General features: G+C 41.2%; 19 protein-coding genes. 2 read left to right on the top strand and 17 right to left on the bottom strand.

Translation table 11 applies throughout. The features are described 5' to 3' along the window. Positions 1-9 precede the first annotated feature (9 nt). The 17 genes from gspJ to FTU36_RS00415 all read right to left on the bottom strand — a co-directional run bounded on the left by gspJ (position 10) and on the right by FTU36_RS00415 (position 13,179). Positions 10-639 carry a type II secretion system minor pseudopilin GspJ gene (gene gspJ, locus FTU36_RS00495; protein WP_180116649.1) on the bottom strand — a complete coding sequence of 210 codons (630 nt, stop codon included), beginning with the start codon at positions 637-639 and terminating at the stop codon, positions 10-12. A 46-nt stretch (positions 640-685) separates the two neighbouring features. Beyond that, positions 686-1,078 carry a type II secretion system minor pseudopilin GspI gene (gspI, locus tag FTU36_RS00490; RefSeq protein WP_078188947.1) on the bottom strand — a complete coding sequence of 131 codons (393 nt, stop codon included), beginning with the start codon at positions 1,076-1,078 and terminating at the stop codon, positions 686-688. Further along, positions 1,068-1,625: a type II secretion system protein gene (locus FTU36_RS00485; protein WP_180116608.1), complete on the bottom strand. Its 558-nt coding sequence runs from the start codon at positions 1,623-1,625 to the stop codon at positions 1,068-1,070. Before FTU36_RS00485 ends, gspI begins: the two co-directional genes overlap by 11 nt. Before the next feature lie 9 nt (positions 1,626-1,634). Continuing rightward, positions 1,635-2,249 (bottom strand): TetR/AcrR family transcriptional regulator, encoded by a 615-nt coding sequence (locus FTU36_RS00480; RefSeq protein WP_168378896.1) that lies wholly within the window; start codon positions 2,247-2,249, stop codon positions 1,635-1,637. Between the two features lie 42 nt (positions 2,250-2,291). Beyond that, on the bottom strand, positions 2,292-3,065 hold the full coding sequence (locus FTU36_RS00475) for a TatD family hydrolase (RefSeq protein WP_180116607.1): 774 nt from the start codon (positions 3,063-3,065) through the stop codon (positions 2,292-2,294). A 31-nt stretch (positions 3,066-3,096) separates the two neighbouring features. Then, entirely contained in the window at positions 3,097-3,438 is a 342-nt protein-coding gene (locus FTU36_RS00470; protein WP_111885061.1) for a PilZ domain-containing protein, read from the bottom strand. A gap of 15 nt (positions 3,439-3,453) precedes the next feature. Then, positions 3,454-4,437: a DNA polymerase III subunit delta' gene (locus tag FTU36_RS00465; RefSeq protein WP_078193725.1), complete on the bottom strand. Its 984-nt coding sequence runs from the start codon at positions 4,435-4,437 to the stop codon at positions 3,454-3,456. 13 nt (positions 4,438-4,450) lie between these two features. After that, the gene (gene kdsB / locus FTU36_RS00460) at positions 4,451-5,212 is read right to left on the bottom strand and encodes a 3-deoxy-manno-octulosonate cytidylyltransferase (protein ID WP_180116606.1); all 762 of its coding nucleotides are present in this window, start codon (positions 5,210-5,212) and stop codon (positions 4,451-4,453) included. Positions 5,213-5,215: 3 nt separating this feature from the next. After that, on the bottom strand, positions 5,216-6,229 hold the full coding sequence (lpxK, locus tag FTU36_RS00455; RefSeq protein WP_180116605.1) for a tetraacyldisaccharide 4'-kinase: 1,014 nt from the start codon (positions 6,227-6,229) through the stop codon (positions 5,216-5,218). A gap of 3 nt (positions 6,230-6,232) precedes the next feature. Further along, positions 6,233-7,960 carry a lipid A export permease/ATP-binding protein MsbA gene (gene msbA, locus FTU36_RS00450; protein WP_180110649.1) on the bottom strand — a complete coding sequence of 576 codons (1,728 nt, stop codon included), beginning with the start codon at positions 7,958-7,960 and terminating at the stop codon, positions 6,233-6,235. Next, positions 7,960-8,382 (bottom strand): biopolymer transporter ExbD, encoded by a 423-nt coding sequence (locus FTU36_RS00445; RefSeq protein ID WP_168378890.1) that lies wholly within the window; start codon positions 8,380-8,382, stop codon positions 7,960-7,962. Before FTU36_RS00445 ends, msbA begins: the two co-directional genes overlap by 1 nt. A gap of 13 nt (positions 8,383-8,395) precedes the next feature. Then, entirely contained in the window at positions 8,396-9,037 is a 642-nt protein-coding gene (locus tag FTU36_RS00440) for a MotA/TolQ/ExbB proton channel family protein (RefSeq protein ID WP_180116604.1), read from the bottom strand. Positions 9,038-9,068: 31 nt separating this feature from the next. Continuing rightward, positions 9,069-9,956 (bottom strand): ParB/RepB/Spo0J family partition protein, encoded by an 888-nt coding sequence (locus FTU36_RS00435; RefSeq protein WP_168378888.1) that lies wholly within the window; start codon positions 9,954-9,956, stop codon positions 9,069-9,071. Further along, entirely contained in the window at positions 9,953-10,735 is a 783-nt protein-coding gene (locus FTU36_RS00430; protein ID WP_078188958.1) for a ParA family protein, read from the bottom strand. Before FTU36_RS00430 ends, FTU36_RS00435 begins: the two co-directional genes overlap by 4 nt. A gap of 24 nt (positions 10,736-10,759) precedes the next feature. Further along, on the bottom strand, positions 10,760-11,392 hold the full coding sequence (gene rsmG / locus FTU36_RS00425; RefSeq protein ID WP_168378887.1) for a 16S rRNA (guanine(527)-N(7))-methyltransferase RsmG: 633 nt from the start codon (positions 11,390-11,392) through the stop codon (positions 10,760-10,762). Positions 11,393-11,476: 84 nt separating this feature from the next. Then, a complete protein-coding gene (murU, locus tag FTU36_RS00420; protein ID WP_180116603.1) occupies positions 11,477-12,166 on the bottom strand; it encodes an N-acetylmuramate alpha-1-phosphate uridylyltransferase MurU in 690 nt (229 codons plus the stop codon). Further along, the gene (locus tag FTU36_RS00415; protein WP_180116602.1) at positions 12,166-13,179 is read right to left on the bottom strand and encodes an aminoglycoside phosphotransferase family protein; all 1,014 of its coding nucleotides are present in this window, start codon (positions 13,177-13,179) and stop codon (positions 12,166-12,168) included. The genes murU and FTU36_RS00415 overlap by 1 nt, the downstream gene beginning before the upstream one ends. Positions 13,180-13,299: 120 nt before the next feature. Here FTU36_RS00415 and FTU36_RS00410 point away from each other — a divergent pair, with 120 nt between their 5' ends. Both FTU36_RS00410 and FTU36_RS00405 read left to right on the top strand, forming a co-directional pair. After that, positions 13,300-15,771, top strand: coding sequence for an LPS-assembly protein LptD (locus FTU36_RS00410; protein WP_180116601.1), 2,472 nt, complete (start codon positions 13,300-13,302; stop codon positions 15,769-15,771). Continuing rightward, positions 15,771-17,078 (top strand): peptidylprolyl isomerase, encoded by a 1,308-nt coding sequence (locus FTU36_RS00405; protein ID WP_180116600.1) that lies wholly within the window; start codon positions 15,771-15,773, stop codon positions 17,076-17,078. The genes FTU36_RS00410 and FTU36_RS00405 overlap by 1 nt, the downstream gene beginning before the upstream one ends. Positions 17,079-17,082: the final 4 nt, after the last annotated feature.

Below are 17,082 nucleotides of genomic sequence, written 5' to 3'. Positions count from 1 at the left end.
ACCTGTTCGTTAACCATTCTTATTTTTTATCCAATAAAAATCAGTATTTAACAAACTGAATAACCATTCGTAGTTTGTCCCATCAACTGTGAGCTGCATCCTGATGCCCCGCGGTAACAATTGTATGGTTTTTTCATTATTCAAATCTGCGGCAGCATCTGGCCAATTCTCTAACTCATTTGGATTGAGTACCGTGATTTTAAATTGTTCAACATTATCCAGCAATACACTCGAATCTGGCTGATCATGCCCCGTTTGGTTGAGATTTTTAAATTTTAGCCGATATAGTTTTTTTTCATCAGCTTTGTATTGATATTCTACTCGCTCATCAGGTGCAATGCCCTGATTTAATGGATCAGTGACACCAGTCTTACTGAAATTAAATCGGCCATTTTGCAACACCAACGCTGGTTGAATGTCTCCATTAATATTGGCTGTTAAGGGCACAGCTTGCACTGTGTCTCTGAGTATCTGCTGATGGGCATCTTGCAACTGACTGAGCCGTGCCTCATGGGTTGCGTTTCGTTCTTTCACTTTCGAGACATAATCAAAAACCTTCCAGCCCAATGCAGATAGTACTGCAAAAATGGCAATCGCAACCAAAAGTTCAACTAAGGTAAATCCTGCTTGATTCTTCATTCCTTGCTGCACAAGCACAGGCATATCTAGAGATGTACGTTTTTTTCTAGTTATTATTTTCATCCAACGGAGCCTTATAGTTAAAGAACACCAAACTGCTAATTCCTGCTTCCACATCGCCTGTTTCAGCATTCATCAAACTCACTTGGATATCAATCCGTTGTACATTTGGACTAATGGTGGCTTGGGCTTTTTTGTCAATTTGCCATTGTTCGCCTTGTTCAGTGACTTGTTTAGATGCAGTACCTGTCATCCATTCACGATTGATTTCCATCTTAGCGATTTCATTCAACGCAACGAATTGTGCTTTATTTCTTAAAATTGCGTGTGCTGTCGACTGTGTATATTGCATCGCAACATTAGACAAAGCCATTGCCGCAGTCGCAAAAATCGCTAATGCCACCATGACTTCAAGTAGCGTAAATCCTTTAGCCCGCATTGACTTTCCCTAAATGATCGATTTCGATTTCATTACCAATGGCACGTTCTTCAAAATAAAACTGTATACGCACAGGCTTTACCTCACCGTTGCCCAACCATATCAACTTGGGTGCATTGGTATTTAACAAATCATCATTATTGGCATTTTCATACTGCTGGTCTAAAGGCTGAATCGTAAAAGAGACATTTTCAGGTAATACTCGGGTTTCAAAGTTTTTATAGTTTTGCCATTTATTGTTCTGATTTAAAATACTATTTTCTACACGCTTTTGTTCTGGTAAATATTCTTGTACCGCATAGCTTTGCGTGTTGACATCCGTTCCAGCTTTTTGCTGTAAGGCCAATATCAAAGCTTGATCATTTGCATCACGTAATATTCGTTTCAGATCCATTACAAACACTTCGCGTGCTTGCATGGCTTTGCGTTGATCTGTCCCACCGATATTCAAAAGCACCAATGAGGCCATGATGCCCATAATCACAATCACCACCATCAATTCAACGAGGGTGAAGCCACGAACCGATGATGGTGATGCTATTTTCATAAACAGCCTTTAAGCGAATTGAGCAACCGCATGCACTTGTTTTGGTAAGGCCAAGGCTTGATCAATATAAGCAACCCGCAAGGTGTCTCTTGAACCCAAATAACGCTGATAAAAACTAGAGTTCAAAATTGCTGCGGCGCCATGTGTAAGTGACCAAATCGAAGCAAGATAATCACGTACTGGCATGCTACTTTGAATCGACTCCAAATAACGCTCAGTCATACGAATGATCAATCTTAGACGCTGTTTGCGCACTTGATAAAGTTCACTAAACAAGTGTTGAATACCCACACCCGTTGTCGATAAACGCTCTTCAATTTGGTGAAACAACACTGTACGTTCTGGGTGATGTAAGTGATGCAACATAAAGAAAGCAAGGTGTTCAGGAAAAGCTTTATCGGTGTCTTTAATCATTTCCAATAACATGCGTTCATTACGAATAATGAGCAACATATATAGTTCATCTTTACTTTGGAAATGTTTATATAACGTCCCTTTTGCCAAGTCGAGTTCTGCCGCTAGCGCATCTAGTGTCATCCCTGCTTCGCCATTTTCCAATAGCAGTTGCTCTGCCACTTGGAAAATTAATGCTTCTCTTGCTCTAAACTGAGCTTGACGATCCATCTTCACCCTATACTCTCTTACTCTTATATCAATTCAAATTATTTACTTAAGATTGAGGAGATTTTCAAAGTTTTGCATTGTAATGAAAGCCATCTCTTCAATTGACTTATCATATACATCACTTAAGGCTTTGGCTACATAGGGAACGTATTTTGGTTCATTAGACTTTCCTCTATAGGGCATCGGTGCAAGGTATGGACTATCAGTTTCAATCAGCACTCGATCCAATGGTACTTGCTTGGCCACATCACGCAAATCTTGTGCATTTTTAAAAGAAACAATGCCTGAAAATGACACGTAATATCCACAATCTAAGACAGCTTTTGCCGTTTCCCAATCTTCAGTAAAACAATGCAAAATACCGTGAGTAGATTTCTCTGCACGGATAATATCCACCGTATCATGCTTTGCAGAACGGGTATGTACAACCACCGGTTTTTTTACGGCTTGCGATGCGTGAATATGACGGGCAAAGCATTCTTTTTGCTCTGCAATAAAGTCTGTACTATGAAAATAATCCAGCCCTGTTTCACCAATCGCCCAAACCTTTTCAGGTTGTGCTAATTCAATGAGATATTCTTCTGTTGCCCGATCCATCGTTGCAGGATCTTCACATGGGTGTACCCCAACGGAATAACCCACATCGGCATGACGTGAAGCAATTTTTGAAAGTTCGATATGGTCATCTAGATCAACCGAGATACTCATAAATTTTGAGACCCCGGCTTGACGAGCCTGATCCAATGCAAGATCTAAATTACCCTCATAAGGGCTTAAATCGAGCATGGTTAAATGGCAATGGGTATCTACAAACACAATATGTACCTACAAGTCTTCACTGTTGTAACTACATAGTGTAACTTCTACGCCCCTCAGATTTAAGCCCTGCAAGTAAACGTTCTGCTTCTGTTTTAAAATAAACGCCTTTTTCGCCGCTTAATTGAATCCCAAAGCCTTGTGGTTTAATACCATTTTGCTTTTGCGAAATCCAAATTACTTTTCCTGTCAAAGGAATTTTTATACTTTGTTCAGGCAAAGTCGCCAATAAGAAAACCTCATCACCCATTTTCACAGCTTGCTTTGATGGTACAAATAAACCGCCACCAACGACATAAGGCATGTAGCTCGCAAAAAGTGTTTCCACATCTGGAATATTAGCGTGAACGATCCCGCCCATACGTGGTTGCATGATGTTTCCCCTTAATTAAACATTCATCAGTTTGATGCAAAGCTCATCTACGACCAGATTCCCCTGTACGTTCTGCTCGATGAACCGCTTAGACTGCTGTAATTCTGTATAAATCCCAAAGAGTGTTTCGAGCGAATATTGCTCTGCCAACACCCCAAAATCCAAATCTATATTTTTTATGGATTGATTTAGCTTGACACAAATTATATCGGACAACAAGTATTCAAACATTTGACTAAAATCACTAAAACTCAGAGCTTTATTCCACTTGGTCGCAATTGCCATCGGCATATTTTTTTGTGTCACAAGTTTTTGCCAATCTTGTAGAAACTCTTGGCGCATATTTAGCCATTCACTACTTGCCAATGAAATCGCTTGTAATGGCATTTGACTGGCTAAGTTCATGAGAACTTTGCGCTGGGTTTCACCACTATCGGGCAAATGCTGCTGTAAATATTGCTGTGATTGTTCCGGTTCAATACGATCCAATGCATAGTGCTGCATTCGACTGCGAATGGTTGCCGGCAATTTCAAATAATGCTCTGCCAATAACATAATCACAATCCGCTCGCCCGGCTCTTCCAGTGTCTTCAACAAAGCATTCGATGACGCAATGTTTAATGCTTCAGCAGGCTCAATCAACACAACTCGCCAACCATCCACGGTTTGTTGTACAAAAGGCAACAAATCACGAATTTTTTCGATTTTAATTTTGGCATTTTGCTTTTTATTGTCTTCATCTGTACTGATGTGGACAAAATTTGGATGTGTATCTGACTTTAACCACTGGCAACTCCCACACTCACCACATGGCTCAGTTCGCTCATCACGTTTTTGACACAGCACCCAAGCAAGAAATTGTTTTGCAAATGCCTCTTTACCACAGCCTTTTTTGCCATACAAAAGCACGCCATGTCCCAGTTGTGGAAAACGGCTGGTTAATGTATTCCATGTATTTTGCTGCCAAGGGTACACTTGCGCCACAATGTCATTTTGCATAAATCGTTTAACCTTATTCGAAGTTCGAAACATCCATTTGGTTCAAACGATCAAGGTCAGCTTGAGTATCTACGCCCGGTGGAAGGTTCGCTTCTGCCACAGCAATGGCAATACGGTGACCATTTTCCAAAACGCGTAATTGTTCAAGGCTTTCTAATTTTTCCAGCACACCCATATCCCAAGTGACATATTCTTGTAGGAGTTTTACGCGGTATGCATATAGGCCTAAATGACGATAAGCCTGATCATGCAAGGTTTGTTCAGCTTGCTTTGCACCATCACGGTCATACGGAATAGTCGCACGGCTAAAATACAGCGCTTGATTGTGCTTTGACATCACCACTTTGACGATACTGTCACGTTGAAACTCATCTAGACTATGAATCGGCTCACAGAGCGTCGACATCGAACATGTCGGTTGATCAACAAGTAATTGTGCAACTTGTTTTACCAATTGAGCGGGAAGCAAAGGTTCATCACCTTGCACATTGACAATAATGTCATCACTCGCCCAACCTTTGATGCATGCAACTTCACTTAAACGATCTGTCCCAGATGGATGCTCTGCAGAGGTCAGTACCACATCAACCCCTTCTGCACGACACACTGCTGCAATACGCTCATCATCTGTAGCGACACAAAGATCATCGAATCCTGCAACTTTTTTGGCTTGATCGACCACACGTAAAATCATCGGACGACCATGAATTTCAAGTAAAGGCTTACCCGGTAAACGTGAACTTAAAAAACGTGCAGGAATAACAATATGTTTCATAAATTAAATGCCTTCGGGAAGTTTCAGACCCAGTTGTTTCAACTGCGCATGCAAAGTTTCATAACACGCAGGTGATAACACTGCATCTACAGGAACAACCCATATTTCTCTTTTAAAATCTGGATTATTTTTGAGGATCGCTAAAATTTTTACTGCATCTTTTTCAGTGGTAATGATGGGATTCGCATCTTCAAACTGCAAATCACTCAGTTCATATTCATAATGATCTGGGAATTCATGACATTGAAATTGATGAATCCCCATATTTTCTAAGGTTTTATAAAAGCGTTGCGGAAAGCCGATACCCACCACAGCATAAAAATCTTTACTTGCATCAAATGTCGTCACAAGATCTTTATTGAGCAAATAAGGCTGCGCCGCTTCTAAGTGCATATTCAGTGGAGAACTTGGATCTGCTGAATGCTCAATGACCGTTCCAGTGGCAAGGCGCTTTTTCGGTTCACGCAAATAACCTTCGGGTAATAATTTTTCATTGCCTAAACCACGGTTATTATCCAGTACGATCCACTCCAACTGACGTTGAAGCGCCCAATGCTGCAACCCATCATCGCAGATGATCAAATCCAATTCATGCTTAGATAGCAGTAACTCAATACTTTGCTGGCGATTTGGACCGACTGCCATCGGCACGCCAGTAGATTGAACGATTAAGCTCGGTTCATCACCCACGATTTCAGCCGTCGAATCTAAATCCACATAGGCCGGAAATGGTCCTTGACCACCATAGCCACGACTGATCACACCAACACGCAGCTTTAAGCTATTTAAATAACTGACCAAGTGAATGAGCAATGGGGTTTTACCACTTCCACCCACTGTGATGTTTCCAATGACCATGACTGGAATAGGCGCTTTATAACTTTGCTTAATACCTGATTGATAGAGTTTTTTATTGAGTAAAAAGCCGCCACGATAAAGCCATGACAAAGGTCTAAACACAACGAGCCACTTTGCCTGTTCATTCCAAGCATCCTGAATCAATTGTGCAAAAGACATGACTTAATTTTCCTCAAAATTACGCTGATGAAGTTGGTAATATGCACCACGTTGTGCCATCAGTTCCGCATGTGAACCTTGTTCAATAATACGCCCTTTATCCATCACCACAATACAGTCTGCATTTTCAATGGTCGATAAACGATGTGCAATCACGATCGTGGTACGATCTTGCATCGCAGCGTCAAATGCTTGCTGAATGAAAAATTCAGATTCGTTATCTAGCGCACTGGTCGCTTCATCTAAAATTAAGATCGGTGCATTTTTCAAAATCGCACGCGCAATCGCAATCCGTTGACGTTGTCCACCAGATAGATTTAAACCTTGGGCACCCAATGGTGTGTCATAACCTTGCGGTAAGTCCATAATAAAATCATGTGCAAATGCAGCTTTGGCAGCAGCAATGACTTGTTCATCTGTTGCATGCTCGAGCTGACCATAAGCAATATTTTCACGCACTGTCCGGTTAAACAAAACCACTTGCTGATTGACCATCGAAATCTGAGTACGCAAGCTATTGAGCTCTATGTCGTGAATATCATGCTGATCAAGCAACAATTGGCCTGAGGATACCTCTTGGTAACGCACCAACAGATTGACCAGTGAGGTTTTACCTGCACCTGAACGCCCAACCAATGCAACAGTTTGCCCTGCATTCACTTTTAAATTGAAGTCATGAATCGCATGGTGACCATCGGCATAGATCAAATTAACATTTTTAAATTCGACATCGCCTTTCAAAGCAGGCTTCAGCGTGCCGTTATTTACTTCTTCAGGCATATCAAGCAATTCAAAAACTGAATAAGCTGCTGCCATGCCTCGTTGTAGTTTTTCATTGACATCCGTTAAGGTTTTAATCGGCTTACTCAGCATACCTGCGGCAGTGATATACGCTACAAACTCACCTGCTGTTGTATCTTGTAGAATCTCTGGGCGTAGCGCGATATACATCACGATACTGAGCGCGATCGACATAATCAGCTGAACAATTGGGCTATTGAGTTGCTGCACCACAACCATTTTTAAGCCGCGGCGTAAGTTCTCCATTGAGCTTTCATAAAAACGTTTTTGTTCATAATCTTGCCCTGCAAAGCCCTTCACTACCAAGTTGCCTTGTACTGTCTCTTGCACCACATGGTTAACGTCACCCATGGTACTTTGTACTTGCATGGATAATTTACGCATGCGTTTCGACGCTTTACGAATGATCAGCCCAATAATTGGGCCAAAAATTAAAATACATAGAGTTAAACGCCAGTTGGTATACAGCAAATAACCCAATAATGCGATGGTAATCAGACCCTGTTGTACAATCGTTTTCAGTGACTCAGACGATGCCGCCGTCAACTGTTCAACGTTATACATAATTTTTGCAGTGATATGACCGCTCGAATTATCTAAATAATATTGCGAAGGCAAACGCATGAGTTTTGCGAACACTTGCTGACGAATATTAAAAATTAAGTTTCGAGAAATCACTGCGGTAAAATATCCCCCCATGAACAAACCGAGTCCACGGAAGAACATCAATAAAACCACCAAGAGTGGAAATAAGGTTGTAAAGCTTTGATCTTTGTTTTGAATGGCTTCAATAATGCGTTCCAATAATTTTGCGACAGAAACTTCTGTCGCAGCATTAATACCGAAACCAAGCAAAACCAGCAGGCCGATTCCCCAAAAAGGTTTTAAATAACTTAATAGGCGTAAATAGACCTTAAAATCGTGCTTCACTAATAACCTCGAGTTGGAACTTTAGTACTGATGTTGACATTCACAAATCCAAGTTGACCTGCAACATCCATCACCCGAATCACATCTTGATGTGTTGCTTTTGCATCTGCGGCAATCACAAACATTAAATCACGACGATCATTGGCTGTCTGTTTAATTGCAGTATTCAAATCAGAGACTTCTTTACTGGCCAATGACTGACCATTGACAGAATAATGTCCTGTTGAATCCACCACAACTTCAATCTTTTGATCATAGTTTTTAGGTGGAACACCCTGTGCATCTGGCAAAGTCAGGTTCATTCGACTCATCTGGTTAAAGGTAGTCGAGAGCAACAAGAACACCAAAATGAACATCAAACAGTCAATCATCGGTGTGAGGTTGATATGAATATCTTCAACCTGACGACGTTTAAATTTCATGCGCAGTCTCCACTCAGCTGGCTTTCTGAATGTCCTGACTTTCTACTTCAGGTGTTTTTTTATAAAACAAAGCGGCATGAAATAACGTCGACTGCTGTTCTAACTCAGCCACATATTCCTGAACCAAACGTTGGAAATAGCGATGTGCAAATAATGCAGGTACAGCAATTAACATACCGGCAGCAGTGGTAATCAAGGCTTTAGAAATACCCGGCATCATCAACACTGGATCACTATTGGTGCCTATATCAATCATTAAGAATGCTTCAATAATACCGATCACCGTACCCAACAAACCTAGTAAAGGTGCAACAGCGCTTAAAGTGCCCAAAAAGTTGATATTTTTTTCTAAATAACCAATTTCTTGTGACGCTGTGACTTCCATTTGCGCACGTGCATATTGCTCGTTTTGATCTTTACTAGCGTAACCTGCGCCCAATACACGACCCAATATACTTTGTTGTAAAGTTGGACTTTGCTTTAGCTGCTGCACCACATCTTTCACCGATGTGTTTACATTCATCATCAAGTCTTTTGGTAACACCATTGATTTCTTTAAACGAATAAAGCGCTCAATGGTAATGGCTACCGTAAAGATCGAACAAATGACGAGCGGGATCATTAACCACCCGCCCGCTTTGACTAATTCCCACATTTGATTTTCCCCAATAAATCGAATTTAAAAATTATTCAGCTAGACAAATATTTAAAATGCCATCTAGCTCTTCAAGAGTATGGTAGCTAATCACCAGCTTGCCTTTCCCTTGTTTATTATGATCAATTTTCACATCTGCACTGAAACGATCAGAGAGACGTTGTGTCAGTTGTTGAATGTCTGATGAAACACTTGGTTTAGCTTTTTGTTGTTTTGGTGCATTCAAATCACGAACAAATTGTTCGGTTTGACGTACAGACATACTTTTTTCAATCACCATTTCGGCAACTTTAAGCTGATCTTTGGCTTTTAAGGTCAAGATCGCACGTGCATGCCCCATATCGAGCAAACCTTGCTGCATAAAGTCTTTGACTTGATCCGCTAAAGACAAGAGGCGTAGCAAGTTACTAATTGTGGTACGTGCTTTACCTACCGTATCGGCAATCTCTTGATGACTTAAACCAAACTCGTCATGGAAGCGTTGTAAAGCCATGGCTTGATCGATTGGGTTCAAATCTTGACGTTGAATGTTTTCAATCAATGCCAATGCAATTGCCACTTGATCACTCAAGTCACGAACAATGGCAGGAACTTCGGTTAAACCTGCAAGCTGAGCCGCACGCCAACGACGCTCACCAGCAATAATTTCGTAGGGATGCTTTTCATCTTCGACAGGACGAATGACGATTGGCTGCATGACACCATGCTTTTCAATCGATGCAGCAAGTTCTTGTAAATCTTGTTCTTTAATGAAACGACGCGGTTGATACTCGCCGCGTTTCAATAAATGCACATCAATTTGTTTTAACTGTCCATGATCTAAAGCTTTTGCTTCGAGCTGTAGTTTTTCTTTTTGGATTGAGCCGAGTAAGGCATCCAGACCACGACCTTTAGCCAGTCCGCGTTTTTTTACGGTCATGCTTTAGTTCCTTTTTTTACTTTGGTTTTTTTTAACATCTCAGCTGCCAAGTTCAAATAAGCAACTGCACCCTTCGAGCTTTTTTCAAAATAAATTACTGGTAAACCGTGCGCAGGCGCTTCAGCCAAACGAATATTTCGCGGAATGACCGTGTCATAAAGTTTCTGACCGAAGTATTGTTCAAGCTCAGCAGACACATCACGTGTTAAGGCATTACGCGCATCGTACATGGTACGAAGCACACCCACGATCTCTAGATCTGGGTTTAAAGCTTGCTGAATACGGTCAATGGTTTGGGTTAAGTCAGCCAAACCTTCCAATGCATAATATTCACACTGCATTGGAATCAGCACCGCACGTACCGCTGCAAGTGCATTGACAGTGATCAAACTTAAACTTGGCGCACAATCGACAATAATATAGTCGAAGTCTTTTTCAACACTTGCCAACGCTTCACGCAAAATAAACTCACGACCGTCTTGATCCGCAATCGCCAGTTCAACACCGGCCAAGTCACGGTTTGCACCTAAAACTTTATAGCCCACTTCCGCTTTATATATGGCGGTTTCAATCGGCACTTCGCCGAGTAAGACATCTGTGACTGAATACAGCAAATCATTTTTTTGAATGCCCGAACCCATCGTGGCATTGCCTTGTGAATCCATGTCCACAAGTAAAACTCGTTTTTTTAATATGGCTAAAGATGCAGCCAAGTTCACAGCCGTTGTGGTTTTACCTACGCCACCCTTTTGGTTTGCAATCGCAATAATTTGAGCCATGGTAACCCCAGTCCTTTGAAAATTTTAAATACGTTTAAGAAAAATTAAATGACGTTGCTCATCAAGTCGTGGAACTTTTAATGCAACGATATCAATCTTGAAATCACTTTTCAGTGTTTCAACTTCTTCTTCAGGAATTAAGCCTTTCATCGACGCAATAATACTTTGCTCATGCATATACGGTTTAGACGCATCCACAAAATCGGTTAACGATGCAAAAGCACGACTGGTAATCACATCAAACTGCCCCAGTTCATTAATGCTGTCTTCATTTTCGACACGTGTTTGTACCGCAATGACATTTTTTAGTTTTAAGTCAGCAATAAATTGTTTTAAGAATCGAATTTTTTTACCGTTGGCATCTAAAAGCACACATTCACGTTCAGGCTGACACAGTGCAATGATCATGCCCGGCATGCCACCACCCGTACCGATATCCAATAAACGACCTGCAGGCAAATCATTTAGGATACTTAAGCTATCCAATAAATGCTTAACCAACATTTCTTTAGGATCACGAATAGCGGTCAAGTTATACGCTTTGTTCCACAGCACTAGGGCATCTTGGTATTTCAGCAATAGATTTAATGCTTCTTCACTCAAATCTAAGCCAAGCTTTTGACTACCTTGCTTTAAGTCTTGAAAAAAAGGATGCATAAAGAAGACATCTCAATAAAAATTAACTGAAGTATACCGATTTCTAAGCCGTGGAACAGTAGCTAACGCTTAGCGAATATGCACTTAATCGTACATGCCTTGGCGAATCTGTAGATCTAGATCACTTAAACGCTCAGGTGTGCCAACATCAACCCACGCAGTTTGCATTTTCTCTGCAGAAATTTTTCCATCCAACATGGCTTGTTTCAATAATGGTGCGAGCGGACGCTTGCCAGCTTCCAATCCATCAAACATGTTTGGATGTATAACTGCGATCCCGCTATAGGTGAGTGCCTCGCCTGTATGTTCTTGCTCAAAGGTATAACTACGCCCTGCATCCAAGATAAAATCACCCTTTGGATGTTGCGTTGGGTTGGTAACATACACTAAATGCGCTAAATCACCCTTCAACTCAACATTGAGCAAGGCTGAAAAATCGTAGGTCGTCCAAACGTCACCATTGACTAAAATAAACGGTTCTGTCCCAAGCAAAGGTAAAGCATTAATAATGCCACCGGCTGTTTCCAGACCTTCCGCTTCACGTGTCCAGCGAATATCTACACCAAACTGCGAACCATCACCCAAAGTACCAATCAGGATATCTGCAAGCCATGCAGAATTGATGATGATTTCAGTTACGCCAATTTTTTTTAGCTTTTCTATATGCCAAACAATCAGTGGTTTTCCACCCACTTCAAGCAACGGCTTTGGCTTATACAATGTTAAAGGGCGCATCCGATTTCCGAGACCCGCCGCTAAAATCATGGCTTTCATTATGCAACAACCTCATAAGTGCCGTATTTGGCTTCAAATTTCGGCAATACTTTAGCCTGAATAAATTGCATAAAAGGTTGTAATTCTGCATACGGTTTACTTTCTTCGAGTAAATACCACATCACGCGCGGCAAATCTTTGAGATAACCTGACTTACCATCACGCTCAAATAAGCGCACAAAAATACCTAAAATTTTGATATGCCGTTGAATCGCCATGAGGTCTGCGTCTTGTTTGAATTGCTCAAAGCTACGACCTTCTTTTGCCGATGCAGGTAGCAAATCATAGAACGTCTTAAACCATGCATAAACGCGATCTGCATTCCACTGCACATAGGCATCACGTGTAATAGAAATCAAATCATAAGTATCTGCACCAATCACAGCATCTTGGAAATCAATCACGCCCTGATCTTGCTCACCATCAAGCACCATCAAATTACGGCTATGAAAATCACGATGCACAATCACTTGAGGCTGAGCCAATGCAGCATTGGCTAAGATAGCAAAAGTACGTTTAATCAGTGCTGATTCTTCTGCAGTCGGTTGTACCTGTAAAGATGGCAACAACCAATCGGTTAACAGCTCCATTTCAGAAATCAGCTTTTCATAGGCGTATGCAGGAAAATGAGCAGTACCATCAATTGACTGTAATTGAATCAACTGTTTAAAACTTTGAGCATAATGTGCGTCTACTGTTTGATCATTTAACAATGTAGACAACAAAACATCACCAAAATCTTCTAACAACAAGAAGCCTTGATCGAGGTCTTTGGCCACGATATGTGGTACACGCACGCCATGTGCATCAAAAAATTCATCAATCGACACAAAAGGACCACAATCTTCTTTTTCTGGTGGTGCATCCATGAGCATAAATGTTTTATTATTCAATTTGATTCGTGCATAACGACGGAAGCTTGCATCGCCTGCTAAGAAGTTAATTTCAAATTGATCTGAACCGAGTACAGATGAAATCCATGTTTGTATCAATTGTTCACGTTGTGTATTCATTTGCGATAAATTCTAATACAGGCTGAGTTTTTAAAGTGCTAAGTGTAGCTACTTATCAACTTTTTCTCTATGATGCGACAATAATTAATTGCGATTAAGCATACCTGGTTAATGAGACAAATGAAGCATCAGTTTAAATTTAATCCTTTAGCGACTGCGATCTTAACCCTTCTATGTGGTAGCTCGTTACCAAGCTATGCAGCACCTGTTTCAAACCCGTCCACGGATGACGATACAGAACAACTCAAACAAAGCATTTCAGAAGCTTATCCTGGGCAGCAGTTCTTCGAACAATATTATGTCGATAAGTCTGCACCTGAAGCACAGATTCGCAACACCAATCAATTAAGTTCTGCGTTTTGTACAGGCACCTGGATTACCCCAGTTGCTCCAACAACGAAAGCAGTCGCACCTGAAGATGCAACCTCTACCATTACCGCAGACTATGGTCATTTTGACCCGAATGGCGACTCCATTCTTGAAGGTAATGTTCTGATTGACCAAGAAGGTCGTCAAATTCGTGCCGATCAAATCAAAATTGATAAAACCCAAACCTACGCCAATGCTTCTGGCCGCGTACAAATGGCACAGTCTGGGCTGATTTCTCAAAGTGATTCGATTGATTACAATTTAAAAACCCAACAGGGTGATTTAAATAACAGTTTCTTTATTGCTGAACAGCAGCATGCACACGGTCGCGCTGAGAAAATTTCACGTACTTCAACAGAAACCCTAGAATTAGAAAATGCGGTTTATACCACTTGTCCACCCGATGAAAAACCAACGTGGAAAATTCAAGCAGACAAAATTAAGCTGAATCAAGAAACTGGCCGCGGTGAAACCAAAGGTACAACATTATATGTAAAAAACGTACCTGTGATCGCTGTGCCCTATTTCAACTTCCCGATTGATGACCGTCGTACCACAGGTATTTTGACCCCAAGCTTTGGTTTTACCAATGATGGTGGTGTTGAACTTGCAGTTCCAGTTTATTTAAACCTTGCGCCAAACTATGATGCTACGGTAACACCACGTTATATTGCAGACCGTGGCGCAATGATGGAAGGTGAATTCCGTTATTTGACCAAAAACTTTGGTTCAGGGATGGTGTGGGGTGGTTATTTACCATCCGACCAAAAGTATGACGATCAAGATCGTAAAGACTTACATTTCCTCCATAACTGGAAAATTAACGATCAATTCACGACAAATTTAGAATATAACTATGCATCTGATAAAGACTATTTCTCAGATCTCAATAATAATCCAAACTCAAAAACTGACCTGAACTTACGCCGTGCATGGGAACTCAATTATAAAAATGGTATCCCTGGCCTAAAAGCACAGCTCAAAGTTGAAGACTTCCAAACACTAGATAAAACTGTCAGTGATGAAGACCGCCCGTATGCGCGTTTGCCACAATTCCTACTGAACTACAAGACAGGTAATCCTCTAGGCTTACAGTACGAATTTAACAACGATACGGCTTATTTTAAAAAGAATCTGCGTGGCGATAATATTCCGCAAAACAATAGTGATGCGACAATGTATGAGCCAAGTGGTGCACGTATTTATAACGACTTTAGTGTGCGTTATAACTATCGTAACCCATGGTCTTTTGTAATCCCAGAAGTGTCTATTCGTAACGTCAACACGATTTACGATCAAGACACCGTTAATGCACAAAACATTAGTTCATCAAATGAAAGTAAATCGGTCGTTGTACCGCAATTCACTTTAGATGCGGGTCTTGTGATGGAGCGCGAAGGTCGCTATCTACAAACCTTAACGCCTCGCTTCTTCTATGCGTATTCTCCATACAAAAACCAAGACACCAACCCGAACTTTGACTCAACCACAGCGTCAATTAACTATGACCAATTATTTAGCCCGCGTCGCTTCTACGGTAATGACCGTTTAGAAGACAACAACTTCGCATCTCTAGGTTTAAGCTATAGTTTATTTGATGATGTAGGTCTTGAGCGTTTAAAAGCCAGTGTTGGTCAAAGCTTCTATTTTGAAGACCGTCGCGTCACGCTAAACAACGTCTCTGATAAATTTGATACCGAACGCCATACTGGCCCTGTCGTGAGCATTTCTAGCCAGCTATCTGACAGCATCAGTGTCAATGCCAATTCTGCATGGATGGCGAATGGTGATAATGCTCAGCGCGATATTCAAATGTATTACACAGGAAATAAAGGCAATTTATACAATGTCGGTTATTTCTATCGTAAAGACATTCCGAACCGCCAAGACAGCTATGACCAAGCAGTAGCATCGTTTATTCAACCTATTCACAATAACTGGCGTATTATCGGTCATGCACAATATGACCTCGACAACAGTATTGCGCGTGAATATTTACTTGGTGTGAACTACGAGTCATGCTGCTGGGGTGTTTCAGTTTATGGTCGTTCGTACTATAACGATTTAGATGATGTAACATCTTCAGATGTTAAACCAAAACGTGCCATTATGGCGGAGTTCACCCTAAAAGGTTTAGGTGGCTTCAACAATAAATTAACCTCTTTGCTTGAAAACCGAGTGTTGGGTTTTAACAATATTAATCAATCTTGGACAGAACGTTAATGAAGACAAAACAGTTAAAACAAATTTTTAAAGCGTCAGCTTTGGCACTTTGCCTATCGACTTCTGTATCTGTATTTGCTGCTGCGCAACCTAAAGATGAAATTGTAGCTGTCGTTGACAATAGCGTGATTCTTCGTAGTGATCTTGATCAAAGCATTGCCGAGATCACTCACCAACTTCAAGCAAAAAAACAAACCGTCCCACCGACCGAATACTTGCAGCAACAAGCTTTAGAACAGCTAATTACGCGCCAAGCACAGCTTGAACAAGTGAAACGATATAATGTCAAAGCGGATGAAAAATCGCTCAATGAAGCCGTACTTAAAGTTGCAAAAGACGCAGGTTCTCCAAGCTTAGAAGCATTTCAGCAAAAATTAGATGCTGTTGCGCCAAATACCTATGCTGGTTTACGTGCACGTATCGCTGAAGACATCGCGTTACAACGCCTACGCCAACAGTTGGTCACTTCTCGTATTCAAATCAGTGACCAAGATGTGAAAAACTTCTTAAGCTCACCACAAGGTCAAGCTGCGCTAGGTAATCAAGTCCACGTCTTACATGTACGCGTTGCTAGCAGTGATAATGCCGTTAAAATCGCTGAAGACATTCGCAAAGAACTGGCAGCAAGTAACGATGTTAAAGCGATTACCAACAAATACAGCACCAAAGACATTAAAGTTGACGGTGCAGATATGGGCTTCCGCAACTTATCTGATATTCCAGATGAACTTGCTGCACGTGTAGCACCTTTGCAAGTCGGTCAAACCACTGAACTGATTTCAGTACGTGATGGCGTTCATGTTTTAAAATTGGTTGACCGTAAAGGTGGCGAACAAAAAGCCATTGTTCCACAATACCAAACTCGCCATATCTTGATTCAACCTTCTGAAGTGGTGAGTCCTGAAAACGCCAAGCAAATGATAGACAGCTTGTATAACCGCCTGCAAAAAGGTGAAGATTTTGCTGTCTTGGCTTCAACATTCTCGAATGACACCGGTTCTGCTGCCAATGGTGGTAGTTTAGGTTGGGTTAGCCCAGGTGTTATGGTTCCAGAATTTGAAGCGATGATGAAATCAACAGCGAAAGGTGAAATCAGCAAACCTTTCCAATCTCAGTTTGGTTGGCACATCCTGCAAGTAACAGATACACGTCAACAAGACATGACACATGAAGTACAAGAACGTATAGCACGTCAGATTTTAGGTGAGCGTCAATTTGACACTGAACTGGACAGCTGGTTACGTGAAATACGCAACAATGCCTATGTTGAAATTAAAGACCCTGCTCTAGATCGTAAAAAGAAATAAGTGA

This window comes from Acinetobacter sp. YH12096 (genome assembly GCF_013419215.1).
GTDB classification, from domain to species: Bacteria; Pseudomonadota; Gammaproteobacteria; order Pseudomonadales; family Moraxellaceae; genus Acinetobacter; species Acinetobacter amyesii.
This window is presented reverse-complemented; position numbering and strand designations above follow the sequence as displayed.